Source organism: Sphaerochaeta pleomorpha str. Grapes (assembly GCF_000236685.1).
GTDB lineage: Bacteria > Spirochaetota > Spirochaetia > Sphaerochaetales > Sphaerochaetaceae > Sphaerochaeta > Sphaerochaeta pleomorpha.
The window spans coordinates 1,660,516-1,672,746 of record NC_016633.1 but is presented as its reverse complement, the minus strand read 5'-3'; the positions used below and the strand labels follow the sequence as shown (position 1 = coordinate 1,672,746).

At 47.4% G+C, this 12,231-nt stretch carries 13 protein-coding genes; 8 read left to right on the top strand and 5 right to left on the bottom strand.

Annotated elements, in window-relative coordinates:
- Positions 1-3: 3 nt before the first annotated feature.
- From SPIGRAPES_RS07675 to SPIGRAPES_RS07665, 3 genes are all read right to left on the bottom strand, one after another.
- A complete protein-coding gene (locus SPIGRAPES_RS07675) occupies positions 4-828 on the bottom strand; it encodes a carbohydrate ABC transporter permease (RefSeq protein WP_014270203.1) in 825 nt (274 codons plus the stop codon).
- Positions 821-1,711 (bottom strand): carbohydrate ABC transporter permease, encoded by an 891-nt coding sequence (locus SPIGRAPES_RS07670; RefSeq protein WP_014270202.1) that lies wholly within the window; start codon positions 1,709-1,711, stop codon positions 821-823. Before SPIGRAPES_RS07670 ends, SPIGRAPES_RS07675 begins: the two co-directional genes overlap by 8 nt.
- A 91-nt stretch (positions 1,712-1,802) precedes the next feature.
- The gene (locus tag SPIGRAPES_RS07665) at positions 1,803-3,059 is read right to left on the bottom strand and encodes an ABC transporter substrate-binding protein (RefSeq protein ID WP_014270201.1); all 1,257 of its coding nucleotides are present in this window, start codon (positions 3,057-3,059) and stop codon (positions 1,803-1,805) included.
- Between the two features lie 202 nt (positions 3,060-3,261).
- Between SPIGRAPES_RS07665 and SPIGRAPES_RS07660 the strand changes: the two genes are divergently transcribed.
- Positions 3,262-4,374: a dienelactone hydrolase family protein gene (locus SPIGRAPES_RS07660; RefSeq protein ID WP_014270200.1), complete on the top strand. Its 1,113-nt coding sequence runs from the start codon at positions 3,262-3,264 to the stop codon at positions 4,372-4,374.
- Between the two features lie 74 nt (positions 4,375-4,448).
- On the opposite strand, the gene SPIGRAPES_RS07655 is transcribed toward SPIGRAPES_RS07660, so the two are convergent.
- Positions 4,449-4,736: a hypothetical protein gene (locus SPIGRAPES_RS07655; RefSeq protein ID WP_014270199.1), complete on the bottom strand. Its 288-nt coding sequence runs from the start codon at positions 4,734-4,736 to the stop codon at positions 4,449-4,451.
- Positions 4,737-4,832: 96 nt separating this feature from the next.
- Positions 4,833-5,351: a hypothetical protein gene (locus SPIGRAPES_RS07650; protein ID WP_014270198.1), complete on the bottom strand. Its 519-nt coding sequence runs from the start codon at positions 5,349-5,351 to the stop codon at positions 4,833-4,835.
- Positions 5,352-5,506: 155 nt separating this feature from the next.
- On the opposite strand from SPIGRAPES_RS07650, the gene budA reads away from it, so the two are divergent.
- The 7 genes from budA (at position 5,507) to SPIGRAPES_RS07615 (ending at position 12,166) form a co-directional block, all read left to right on the top strand.
- Positions 5,507-6,334: an acetolactate decarboxylase gene (budA, locus tag SPIGRAPES_RS07645; RefSeq protein WP_014270197.1), complete on the top strand. Its 828-nt coding sequence runs from the start codon at positions 5,507-5,509 to the stop codon at positions 6,332-6,334.
- A gap of 1 nt (position 6,335) precedes the next feature.
- Positions 6,336-7,337 (top strand): DUF3089 domain-containing protein, encoded by a 1,002-nt coding sequence (locus tag SPIGRAPES_RS07640; protein ID WP_014270196.1) that lies wholly within the window; start codon positions 6,336-6,338, stop codon positions 7,335-7,337.
- 30 nt (positions 7,338-7,367) lie between these two features.
- Positions 7,368-7,940 (top strand): hypothetical protein, encoded by a 573-nt coding sequence (locus SPIGRAPES_RS07635; protein WP_014270195.1) that lies wholly within the window; start codon positions 7,368-7,370, stop codon positions 7,938-7,940.
- A gap of 89 nt (positions 7,941-8,029) precedes the next feature.
- On the top strand, positions 8,030-8,926 hold the full coding sequence (locus SPIGRAPES_RS07630) for a GGDEF domain-containing protein (RefSeq protein WP_014270194.1): 897 nt from the start codon (positions 8,030-8,032) through the stop codon (positions 8,924-8,926).
- A gap of 176 nt (positions 8,927-9,102) precedes the next feature.
- Positions 9,103-10,401 (top strand): ABC transporter substrate-binding protein, encoded by a 1,299-nt coding sequence (locus SPIGRAPES_RS07625; protein ID WP_014270193.1) that lies wholly within the window; start codon positions 9,103-9,105, stop codon positions 10,399-10,401.
- Positions 10,402-10,431: 30 nt separating this feature from the next.
- Positions 10,432-11,343, top strand: coding sequence for a carbohydrate ABC transporter permease (locus SPIGRAPES_RS07620; RefSeq protein WP_014270192.1), 912 nt, complete (start codon positions 10,432-10,434; stop codon positions 11,341-11,343).
- Positions 11,333-12,166 (top strand): carbohydrate ABC transporter permease, encoded by an 834-nt coding sequence (locus SPIGRAPES_RS07615; protein ID WP_014270191.1) that lies wholly within the window; start codon positions 11,333-11,335, stop codon positions 12,164-12,166. The genes SPIGRAPES_RS07620 and SPIGRAPES_RS07615 overlap by 11 nt, the downstream gene beginning before the upstream one ends.
- Positions 12,167-12,231 lie beyond the last annotated feature (65 nt).

Sequence of the window (12,231 nt, the reverse complement as noted above, 5' to 3'; positions counted from 1 at the left end):
AGGTTAACCTTTTACCGATCCCGCCGTAATACCTGAGAAGAAGAACCTCTGGAAGGCCAGGAACACAATGATGACCGGAATGATAGCAATGGTAGTCATGGCCAGAAGGCTCGACCAATTAATCTGGAGCTGACCGACAAAATTTGCCAAGGCCTGCTGGATAGTCTGTTTGCGGTTATCGGTTATGACCACCAACGGCCAGAGATAGTCATTCCATCTCCACATGAAGGAGAAAATGGCAATGGTGGCAATAACCGGTTTGCTCATAGGAAGGATGATTTTCTGAAAAATATACCATTCCTTCGCTCCGTCTATACGGGCTGCCTCAATGAGGGAATCAGGGAGTGTCACCAGGTACTGGCGGGCAAGGAACACCCCTGTAGGGGTCGCTGCCGGGGGAATTATAATGCCCCACAGGCTGTTGAGCATCCCTAGCCGTTTGAGCTGGAGAAAAATTGGGATCATGATGACTTGAAGCGGAATCATGAGCGTTGAAATCATAACGGTGAAAATGAGGCTGCGGCCTGGGAATATATATTTCGCCAGGGCATAGCCTGCCATCACATTGATTAAAACCGTGATAATGGTGGAGACCACTGAGACAAAGACGGTATTGGTAAAATAGACCAAAAAGTTCCCCTGCCTGAAAGCCTCGCTATAGTTTTCCAGTGTCCAGGTCTCGGGTATCAGTGTCAAAGGCACAGTAAATAGTTCATTTTGTGGTTTGAATGAAGAGGAGGCAACCCAAATGACCGGAAACAACGTACCGCAAGCCATCAGGACCAGCAACCCATACCAGAGGATGTTTGAACCTTTGTTTCTATTCATAGTCCTGCTCCTTTCCGCTGATGCTGAACTGCAACACGGTAAAAATGCTGATTAGTAACATCAGGACAATGCTCATAGCACTTGCATAGCCCATGCGGTCTTCCATAAAAGCGACCTGGTAAACCTGTTGCACAATGAGTTTTGTGGCATACCCCGGTCCCCCCTTGGTCATAACAAAGATAAGTTCATAGGCTTTGAAAGAACTGATAGTTGCCAAAACCAAGACAACCAGAAGTGTACTCTTGAGCATAGGCAGGGTAATGTACCAGAACGTCTTTGGAGCAGACGAGCCATCTATCTTTGCAGCCTCATAGAGCTCGGTGGGAATAGATTGCAGACCGGCAATGAGAATGACCATGTAATAGCCTGCCCCAGCCCAGACTGAAACGAGTATGACACTTGCCATGGAAAGGGTACTGTCTGTCAGCCAGTGGATGCTCTGCTGTCCGAAGGCTTTGAGCAGGTAGTTGATAATGCCCATCTCATCCCCAAGGATAAAGCGCCATGCGATACCAACGGTGATCATGCTCAAAAGCGAAGGAATGTAAAACAAAGAGCGGAATACCTTTTCCCCTTTGTGGGCATTCCTGTTGAGTAACAGGGCCAAAACCATGGAATAGACGATAAGCAAGGCAACGACAAAAACCGAGAATGTCAGCGTGTTGAAAAAGGTTGTCCAGAAAACCTCGTCGTGGGTAAGCTCCTTGAAGTTTGCAAATCCGATAAAGGTAGGCTCGGTAAATACACCCCATTCGGTGAAGGACATCCTCAATCCCTGAACAGCCGGGATGATGATGAAAACTACAAAGATAAGCATATTGGGAAGCAGGAAAAGCAACGGGGTCAAAGTTTGGTGGAAATTTCCGTTTACGTGTTTTTTCATAGGTATTCCGCTACTGCAAAAGGGTATCTGCAGGGAATGAAAGGGAGAATTGCCCTCCCTTTATAAAAGAAAGGGAAGGCAATATGGGAGGTTATTTGAAGTAGGTATTGCCCTTTGCATTTACATTTTCTGCAGCCTGCTCAGGGGTTAGGTTGCCAAGCAACACTTGGGCGATCTGTTCCTTGATATAGGAATTCGCCTTGCTGAAGCTTGTGTTTTTCCATTCGTTTGCAGTGAAAGCAGGGGTGGTTTTCAACTCTGCGAGGAACGTTTCGAAATCAGCACTGTTGGAAGGATAGGTAATCTGGGTGTCGACACGGGAAGAGAGGTTGAAGGTGTCACGACAATATTTTGCAGTATGTTCTTTGTCTGCAAATGCTGCCATGAGCTTCTGTGCTTCGACCTTGTTGGCGCTTCCTTTAAAGGATGCGACGAACTTACCGCCGGGAACAGATGAATTGATTTTGCCCTTGGGCATCGGAACGACTTTCCACTCAAAATCCTTGACATTCTTATTGTATGTGTTGATGTTCCAGCTTCCTCCGATATGACAGGCTACCAACCCAGCCTGGAAGAGTTCAGCAGGATTTTCCGAGCCAAGCCAGACGCTCTTGGGAACAAGATTAGTGTCCTGCAGGTGTTTGACCAGATTAAGTGCGTCGATAGTACCGGGATTATTGAAATCCATGGCAGTTTGGTCGGCATTGAGGAAATGGCCGTTCTGCTGATACAGCAACGTGGAGAAGCGATGGGCGGAGAAGTCAAGGGCAAGGCCATAGTTCATCTTGGGATTGGCTGCTACGACTTTCTTGGCGATGGTCTCCCATTCGGCCCAGTCCCAGGTTTTGCTAACCGCATCGACATCGATTCCTGCATTGTCAAAGGCTGTCTTGTTGACCAGCATGCCGTTTGCCGTTGCCTCAGTGGGGTAGGCTGCAAGTTTTCCGTCTTTATTGAGGGCAAAGGCAACCATGGAAGGCAGGTAACTATTCTTTACAGCCTCGATGTCAGAAACATATCCATCGATGGGTTCGAGACTGTCTACGACGACAGAAAGTGTATTGGTGGTGATACGGGCGACGTCCGGGGGATTGCCTCCGCTGATCATCATTTTAAGCTTCTGGTCATAATCACTGTAGGCAACTACCTGCAGGTCAACCTTTACATTCGGGTTTGCAGCAAGGTAGTCGGCAATGGTGTTCATGAACACTTCCGACTCATTGGCATCGTTGAACCACATCACCGAAAGGGTGACGTCTTTTTTCGCCGCTGTCTCCTGGGCTCCTGCTGCAAAAAGCTGGGTAGAAGCGAGAATCAGGGCACACAATAGCAAAGAAATCTTTTTCATAAGAATCCTCCTTTAGGATCATAAAACAAGACATTGCAAATTTAACGCAAAACGATTTGCTAATAAGTACTATAAACCCTTTCTCTTTTCTGTCAAGCATATAATCAGATAATAGTTGAACTCCTTACTGTCTGATTTTTAGGTATTTTGCTAGACAAGATTTGAACCTGTGGTACCATAAGGGACAAAAGAGAAACATGAAATGGATACTATAACACTTTCAGACAGACTTCTTCCCCCTTTGTTTTCCCAGGGTATAACCAAAGAAGAGTGGGAAAGCAAAAGAAGAAGAGAACTGCTTTCTTTGTTCCGTGATGCAGTCTATGGCAATGTACCTGATGAGCAATCATTACAGGTTTCCTACAGGGTGGCCGACCAACAGGAAGGAAGCTCCATCATGTCAGGCAATGCTCTACGCAAGAGTATTGAGGTTACGGTAAGCCGCAATGGCCTGTCCCATAGCTTTGCCTTTGTCCTGTTCATCCCTCTTGGGAAAAAGCATCCCGTTCCTACAATGTTGACCCTCTGCAACCGGGGTATAGCCGATGCAGATCCTTCCCGATCCTTTCTCAGTTCTTTCTGGCCGGCAGAGACAATCGTAAGCCAAGGATTTGCTGCAGCTGTGGTTCTTACCAGTGACATTGCCCCCGATTATGACGAAGGATTTTCTTTGGGACTCCATAAACTGTTTCCCGAATATAAAAAAGAAAGGCCTTCCAACCTTTGGGGAGCCCTCGGTGCATGGGCTTGGGCTTTGAGTAGGATACTTGATTATCTACTGGCCGATCCGTTGCTTGATCCCGAGAAGATAGGGGTGGTCGGGCATTCACGCGGTGGTAAGGCTGCCTTATGGTGCGCAGCCCAGGACACGCGCTTCGCCTTGGCTGTCAGCAGTTGTTCCGGATGTACTGGGGCAGCACTTTCAAGGGGAAAGGGCGGGGAGCATATCAAGGATATTACCGAAAGGTTTCCCTATTGGTTCTGCAAGAACTATAGGCACTATGCGGATAACGAAGGGAAACTACCGGTAGACCAGCATATGTTGCTGGCCCTGCTGGCTCCGCGCCTTGTCTATGTTTCCTCCAAGACAAATGATGCTTGGGCTGACCCACAGAGCGAATTCGCCTCCTGCGTTGCGGCAAGCGAAGCCTATCGCTTGTTCGGGACTATGGGAATCGAGGAAGAAAGCATGCCAAGGCCTGAGCATCCTTTGCTTGGAGGACGAATCGGGTATCACTTGAAGACCGGGTACCACGACATGGATGCATATGACTGGGAACGCTATTTACAATTTGCCAAGAGGCATCTGGAGTAACGAGACTGAAGTTTTTTCCAAAAAAAAGTCGGTAAGGTTGTTCTTCCTTACCGCTTGATTGTGCATCCGTTTGTTTATTTCAGGGCAAATTCAATCATGTGTTGCTTTGCCGTTGCGACATTACCGCTTTCCATGGCTTTACGGACCGAGGAAAGGATCTGTTTCCCTTCATCGGTACTGTAACTCCTCTTTTCGAGGGTTTCTGCGATATTGATACTGAGGTCCATTACACTGTACGCCGCCTGTATATTGCCTGCTTGGATGTTCTCAATGAGGGCAGAGTCGAGCAGGTCCAATAAAAACGGGGTGGTGACTATGGTTTTTTCTTCCGTGAGGAAGCTGAATTCTTGTTGTTTTTTCATAGGCTGATATCCTTGTTACAAACAATAGAAGAATAATCCGAGAAGGGTCAAGGACTCTTTCTCTTGCTTGCATAGTACCAATATCGCTATAGATCCCTATTTTTTCAAGTAGTAGCAGTATATGTTGCTTTGTTCCCCCATGAGGGTAACTGTCTCAGTCTTGCCGTCCTTACTCTGGGCATAGGTTACTTTCACTGGAATATCCTCTCCGTTGGTTCTCAGATAAAACCCATAGTCTTCTTTGAAACCCAGTTGGGCAGTCAAGGGAGGGATATCGGCAAACTCCAGGATCGTAGAAACAAAACCATCCTCATTTTTGCTGTTCCCGAAGGCAATGGCAGAAAGTTCCATATCATTGAATTCCTCCAGGTTTGTCGTTATCCCAGCTGTATCGAGCTGCCAGGAAGTTGCATAGAGCTTCTTGAAACTATCTTGGGCCTCTTGCGCATCAGGTGGGTTGATCGGCTGGTAACTACACCCATAGCAGCTGAAAGCCATGATGCAGACCATTGCTGCCGCTGCCATGATGAGCATTGCGGCTTTTGGTTTTGTAATTTTGCTGGTCTCTTTTTTTTCTCCAGCTTTTGTCTCCTGTTTTGTTTCCGTTCCTTCCATGTGCTTCTCCTCATAGTTGTTTTTTGGAAGTTTCCACCCAAAAACAGGTTTCGCCTACTTACATAAGAAATCCATTCTTTTGCCAGGGACCTTATTCTCCTTGTGTTCGAACGCTTGCTACCGTACAATTTTGTGAAAGAAGGGGAGATTGTACTATGAAACCATTATCCAGAAAGATTGCAGCCAGTATGGCTGTTCTATTGCTTATAATCGTGCTTGGCACCGGATGCCAGTCGGTTCCTAAAACAACAATACAACAAGACGATACGCTCTATCAGGTATCCTTGCTCAATGCCTTGATGCTCGGCGAATACGATGGCTTCATTCCTGTCTCGACACTGCAACAAAAAGGCGATATCGGCATCGGGACATTCGATACCCTTGATGGGGAAATGATTATGCTCGATACCGTGGTGTACAAAGCCAAGGCAACAGGTGAAGTATTTGTCGTGGACCCAGATGTGACTGTGCCCTTTGCCGTAGTCACTACCTTCGATGCCGATATGCCAGTTCTGCAGGTCAAAAATGTAGGCGACCTTGACGCACTGAAGAAGCTGTTAGATGGGATGATTGCCCAGAATGGCAATGACTTCAATTGCTTTTACGTTGCCAGGATAGGCGGTACTTTTTCCCTTGCCCATGTCAGAAGCGTTCCGGCCCAGGAAAAACCATACAAACGACTCTCTGAAATCGCCGCAACCCAGAAAGAATTCATCTATGAAAACCTCGAGGGAACTATCGTTGCCTTCCGTTGCCCTGACTATGTCGAAGGAATAAACCTACCGAAATGGCACCTCCATTTCCTTTCCGCAGATATGGCAAAGGGCGGGCATCTGCTCGATGCCAACCTCTCGCAAGGAAACGTGCAGATTGACACCATAAGGGAATTCAATCTGGTCTTACCGGAAAACAATTCATTTGCCCAGATGGATATTGCCAATGACCTGAGCAGGGAGACCTCGAAAGTAGAGGGTAAGAAATGAAATGAACAAGCAACGTATTAGTCCTCTGGCAATGCTTCTTTTCTGTTTGCCTTTGCTGTTTTGGGGATGCAGTACGACAAAGGCTCTGCCGCCTTCAGCCTATGCGAATCCTGACAACTGGCTTTCCCTGCCTACAGACGGGAAAAAGGAGGTAGATGTTTTTTATCTCTATCCCACCGTATGGGCCAAGGCTCATCAGGATGAGCCAATATTTCCCAGTATCGACAATGAGATGATGCACAGCGGGGCAAAGATGGCATTTTTGCTTCAGGCTTCAGCCTTTGAGTCAGTCGGGAATATCTATGCTCCCTACTACCGACAGCTCGATGCTGCGTACGTGCTGGCCCTTCCCCCGGAAGAACGCCATTCGGCTTTGGAAACTGTCCCTGTTACCGACGCTGTTGCTGCCTTCGATTATTACATCCAACACTACAGCAAAGGAAAACCCTTTATCCTTGCAGGCCATTCCCAAGGGTCTGATGTTCTGCTCTTGCTGCTTTCCTCCTATATGAAGGACCATCCTGAAGTCGCTGCCCGGATGGTTGCCGCCTATTGTATCGGGTGTTCTGTTACCGAAGATTTCCTGCAGGAGAATCCCCATCTTACCTTTGCCCAGGGAAGTGATGACCTTGGAGTCATCATCTCCTACAACACTGAGGGACCGAGTATCGAAGGACCCAATCCAGTTGTGCTGCCAGGTGCATTGGCTATCAACCCGATTACCTGGACACGGGGTGAGCAGCACGCCCCTGCTGATGAAAACCAGGGGTCCCTGATGTTGGGTAAGGATGGGAAACCCGTGACCTTACCTTCTTTTGCCGATGCCCAGGTATCGAAGCAGAGAGGAGTGGTTGTCTGCACGACTGTCAGCCAGGCACTTCCCACGCTAGCCTCTTCTGCATTGTTCCCGAAAGGAGTCTATCATTCCTTTGACTATTCGTTGTATTATTTCAATATACAAAAGAATGCCGAGAATAGGGCCAAATTGTTTCTTCAGAGATAACCCTATGCTCAAAAATGTACGAGGAGTGGGATGAAAAAGAAACTAGGGTATGAGAGTCTGTACAGGGTAAACCCATTAACCAATCACGTAATAATCGATATTGCTTTGGATTATTACCTGGAATTTTTCCATGAATGGGACAATGCAGCCTTCAAAAAAAGGGATATGCACCCTGATTTGGCCAAATTTCTTGACATCTGCTCTTCCGATATTCCCTTGAGAAGATCTTTAGACATTATGTTCTGCATCAAGGACGGGTCGATAGATACCGAAAAAGAGACGCTTATCATCGAAAGTTTCAAGAACTATTTTAAATCCCAGGAACGCGCAGAGGCAAAAAAACTGAAACGGACGCTGCTGTTTGGCTCCTCCTTGTTCTTGATAGCCATCCTGTTGTTGCTCGTCTATGTCATCGATAAAGCGCAGCGGCAGTCAGGGGTGCTGCCTGCCTTGTTCCTCGAAGGGTTGTTGATCGGGGGCTGGGTTTTTATGTGGGAGGCCCTACATATGTTTTTCTTTGAAAGTCTTGAACCTTTCTTGCGGCGAAAGGAGATCAGACGCTTCTTGCAAGCTTCTCTTTTGTTCAGAATGAGCAACGTATAAGTTTCCAGTTTTAAAAACCTCCTCTTGCATTTTTCTTGACAGTACCATGGTTTTCAAGGGAAAGTAGTGAGATATCTGGAGGGGGAAACATGAGGGGTGAGGAACTCTATTCTGTAATTTTGGGCAATATCCATGAAGGGGTGTATTTCGTTGACACCGAAAGAAAAATAACATTCTGGAACAAAGGGGCTGAAAGGATTACGGGATACCTGGAAACAGAAGTCCTGGGAAAATTCTGTTATGAGAACATCCTCAAGCATGTAAATCAACAAGGTATCCATCTCTGCCTCCAGGGATGTCCTCTCCACCAGACTCTAATCGACGGGCAAGACAGGGAGGCTTTGGTGTATCTGCACCACAAAAACGGCCATAGGGTGTCTGTGAAGGTCAAAACCATTCCGATGTGTGAAGGTGATACCATTGTAGGCGCGGTTGAATTGTTCAATGACAACTCAGAAAGGGAAGAGTTGGAGAACAATCTTGAAAATCTCAAGGTGCTGGCAATGAAGGATCAACTTACCAATCTCGCGAATCGCCGTTATACCGAAATATTTCTTAATTCGAAAATGCAGGAACTGGACAAGCTTGGCATTCCTTTTGGCATAGTCTTCATGGATATCGACAGGTTCAAGGTTTTCAATGACACATATGGACATGAGATAGGGGATGCTGTCTTGAAAATGGTTTCCAAGACTATCGGGGGAAGCCTCAGATCTACAGATCTGATCGGGCGTTGGGGAGGCGAAGAGTTTATCGCCATATTCAGCGGGGTCGATGAAAAGCAATTGTGGGACCTTAGTGAGAAAATGCGGATGCTCGTAGAGAATTCTACCCTCGATGTTGAAGGTGAAAGCCTGTATGTTTCCATTTCCCTGGGAGCTACCGTTGTCGTTGAACCTTCCGACCTTGATTCTGTAGTAAAGCGGGCCGATGATCTCATGTATGAGAGTAAAGCCAAGGGAAGGAACCGGACAAGTATTGGCTGATGGCAACAGCCAAAATATATCGTTCCCTTTTGAAAACAAGGTCCTGGCAAGGATGTGATTCCTTGCGGGCCTTTTTCTTCAGTGTAGACACCCCAATTTTTTTATTGACGCCTTTCTCTCCATCGTGTACGATATGTCTGATGATTAAATGATTAATCAGTCTTTAAGGAGGACATATGAAACAAAAAGCTACCCTAGGTATGAAACGTGCCCTGATTCTTTTGATGGTCTTGGCAACGGTGAGTTCACTTTCTTTTGCCCAAGGTGCAAAGGAAAGTACAAGTGTTGCAACCGGACCTGTCTCGATGACCATCGCGACTTGGACAAGCAACGCCGACCAGATTGCTCTGCTTGGTTCCTTCGTACAGGGTTTCGCCAAGGAAAAAGGCATTGAGATCAATGCCAACTTCGAATCAATTCCGTTTGCAGAATACAACACCAAGCTTCCCCTCGAATTGCAGGGCAGTGATGGTCCCGATGTGTTCTGGATATTGGAAACCGCTGCCCCTGCGTATATCCAGTCTGGTTTGCTTGCCAAACTTAACGATGCCATGACACCCTATGATCCATCTGACCTTTCCTCCGATGCCATGGCCCTCTGGACCAAGGGCGGAAACGTCTATGCCATTCCGTTCTCGACTTCACCTTTCTTTATGCTCTATAACGCCGACTTGTTTGCAAAAGCCGGGGCAAAGAATCCTGACCAGTTGATCGCAGAAGGCAATTGGACTTGGGATGCTTTCAGGGCCGCCTCAAAGCAGATCAAGGACAACACCGGGGTCTGGGCCTTCCAGACTGTCGATGGACAGGGCTATGATGCCCGTATCCTCCACAACCTCAGTCCTATCGTTCGTTCTTTCGGTGGCGATTTCTGGACCGAAGACGGAAAAATCATGGTCAATGCACCGCAAACCGTCAAGGCTGTCCAGTTCTTCCACGATATGGTCTATGTAGACCAGTCAGTAGTACCTCCAGGGAACCAGAGTGATTTCTATGCCGGTAATGCTGCCATGACAGTTGGCCAGATCTCCCGTGTTTCGAAACTGAATGATGCTTCGTTCGCATGGGGTCTTGCCCCGATGCCTTCAGGTCCCAATGGCAACGCCCCGGTTATCGGCCAAGCCGCCATCGGTGCAAGTGCCAGAAGCAAGAATGCGAAACTTGCAAGCGAATTGGTTGCCTATATGACCAACAAGGCAAGCGTTACTGCAATGTCCGGGATCTGGCCGCCAGCAAGAAAGTCTGTACTTGATAGTGAGGCTTTCCTCAGTTCCAATGCCAAGGTTACCCCAATGCAGATGAAGACTGCCGTTGCAGATTCAATCAAGACCGGCCGTGTCCTTCCTTCCCATGTCAAATACCCACAGATCGAAGTCGAATCGAAAATGAGTTTTGACAAGCTTTGGAACAGTGATGCCAATGTTCAGGCTATCATGGATGAAGTAGCTGTCGTCTACGCCAAGTACATCAAATAGTTTTTAGCTACATAAGGAGTAGGAACAGATATGAAGCATCAGAAAGTAGATTCCTTGCGCTCGATGCACCAAAGGGAAGCGTTGGTAGGGTGGGCCTTTGTCACCCCGCAGATGGCCGGATTTATCATATTTGTCCTGCTCCCGTTGTTCTCGGTATTTGCATATGGCATGCAGGACAAGAACCTCTTGTTCGGTACCAGTACCTTTATCGGGTTTGAGAACTTCACCAGGCTCTTTAAGGATCCCTTGTTTACCAAATCGATGGTAAACACCCTGGTCTTCAGTGCCGGCGTAGTTCCCTTGAACCTCATTTTTTCCCTGTTGCTTGCCCTTTATCTGGGCAAGGGGAAGAACGGGGCCCTGTTTGTACGGGGCATCATATTCCTCCCTGTCGTTACCTCAGGCGTTGCATGGGCAATTGTCTGGAAATACCTGCTGCAAGGCGGTACTGCAGGCCCGCTCAACTGGTTGCTCGACCAGATAGGAATTGCCGGTCCGAACTGGCTCTTCGAAAAAGGGTGGGCAATGACCAGTGTCATCGTAACCAGGGTAATGAAGAACCTGGGCATGAACGTACTCATTTTTATGGGTGCTGTGATGAATATGCCCGAGGATGTCATCGAGGCTGCGAGAATCGACGGGGCCAAAGGCTGGAAATTGTTTCACAAGATCAAGCTTCCCTTGCTTATGCCCACGGTCATGATGGTTACCATTGTGACAGTTATCGGTTCTATGCGTGTATTCGATACGATCAAGCTCATGACCGACGGTGGACCCGAAGGGTCGACCATGGTTTTGGTCTATTACATCTACCATCAGGCTTTCAAGATGTTCGACACGGGTTATGCCTCGGCAATTGCTGTTGTGCTCTTTCTTGTCGTTCTGCTTTTGACCGCATTGCAATGGGTTATGCGTAAGAGGATTTCCTACTATGAAGCATAATACTATTACCAGAAACCTTCCGTATGCCCTATTGCTGGCTATATTGACCCTGTTATTTGTCTATCCTTTCTGGTGGATGCTGGTCAATTCGCTCAACACCAGTGCAGAAATATTCGGTGACCCTTCGTTTCTGCCTAAATCGTGGGCTTTTGCCAATTACACGGAAATCTTTATCGTACAACCCTTTGCCCGCCATTATGCAAACACGTTGCTTGTTGCCCTTGTCGGTACTTTGGGGAATGTGTTTATCTCTGCAATGTCTGGCTATGCGTTTGCCAGGATGAGATTTCCCGGTCGCAACCTTGCGTTTGTATTGTTGCTTACCGCCCTTATGATGCCTATCGAGGTCACCATTATTCCCTTGTTCTTCCAGATGAAAGGCTGGGGAGCTCTCGATACCCTTTTCCCTTTGATGCTGCTTCCGATCTTCGGGAGCCAAGGTGCTTTCTCGGCCTTCATGCTGAGGCAGTTCTACGTGACGGTTCCCATTGAGCTCGAGGAAGCGGCAAGGATTGACGGGTTGAACCCTTTCAAGATTTTTATAAAGATCATGTTTCCTATTGCCCTTCCCGTATTGAGCTCGGTGGCAATCCTTGCTTTCATAGGAGTCTGGAACTCCTATCTGGAGCCGTTGGTATTTATCAATAGCCTGCAGAATTTCACCTTGCCCCTGTCGTTGACTAATTTCAATGACACCTATGGGCTTCCCCAGTGGCATTTGCAACTTGCAGCCACGACCCTGTCTATTATGCCTGTCATGGTGGTCTATTTGGTTTTCCAGAAGAAGATCTCCAATGCTATGGTCAATTCAGGACTGAAGTAGTTAAAACCTTAGGGCGAGTGTTACCGTGTGAAGGTAGAAGTCTCTCCCTGATAAAACCTTGCCAG

Excerpts from the sequence above, each read along its gene's own strand:
- SPIGRAPES_RS07660 (WP_014270200.1), top strand. The coding sequence starts at position 3,262 with ATGGATACTATAACACTTTCAGACAGACTTCTTCCCCCTTTGTTTTCC.
- SPIGRAPES_RS07620 (WP_014270192.1), top strand. The coding sequence starts at position 10,432 with ATGAAGCATCAGAAAGTAGATTCCTTGCGCTCGATGCACCAAAGGGAA.
- SPIGRAPES_RS07650 (WP_014270198.1), bottom strand. The coding sequence starts at position 5,351 with ATGGAAGGAACGGAAACAAAACAGGAGACAAAAGCTGGAGAAAAAAAA.
- SPIGRAPES_RS07625 (WP_014270193.1), top strand. The coding sequence starts at position 9,103 with ATGAAACAAAAAGCTACCCTAGGTATGAAACGTGCCCTGATTCTTTTG.
- SPIGRAPES_RS07630 (WP_014270194.1), top strand. The coding sequence starts at position 8,030 with ATGAGGGGTGAGGAACTCTATTCTGTAATTTTGGGCAATATCCATGAA.
- SPIGRAPES_RS07640 (WP_014270196.1), top strand. The coding sequence starts at position 6,336 with ATGAACAAGCAACGTATTAGTCCTCTGGCAATGCTTCTTTTCTGTTTG.
- SPIGRAPES_RS07670 (WP_014270202.1), bottom strand. The coding sequence starts at position 1,711 with ATGAAAAAACACGTAAACGGAAATTTCCACCAAACTTTGACCCCGTTG.
- SPIGRAPES_RS07615 (WP_014270191.1), top strand. The coding sequence starts at position 11,333 with ATGAAGCATAATACTATTACCAGAAACCTTCCGTATGCCCTATTGCTG.
- SPIGRAPES_RS07635 (WP_014270195.1), top strand. The coding sequence starts at position 7,368 with ATGAAAAAGAAACTAGGGTATGAGAGTCTGTACAGGGTAAACCCATTA.
- budA (WP_014270197.1), top strand. The coding sequence starts at position 5,507 with ATGAAACCATTATCCAGAAAGATTGCAGCCAGTATGGCTGTTCTATTG.
- SPIGRAPES_RS07675 (WP_014270203.1), bottom strand. The coding sequence starts at position 828 with ATGAATAGAAACAAAGGTTCAAACATCCTCTGGTATGGGTTGCTGGTC.
- SPIGRAPES_RS07665 (WP_014270201.1), bottom strand. The coding sequence starts at position 3,059 with ATGAAAAAGATTTCTTTGCTATTGTGTGCCCTGATTCTCGCTTCTACC.
- SPIGRAPES_RS07655 (WP_014270199.1), bottom strand. The coding sequence starts at position 4,736 with ATGAAAAAACAACAAGAATTCAGCTTCCTCACGGAAGAAAAAACCATA.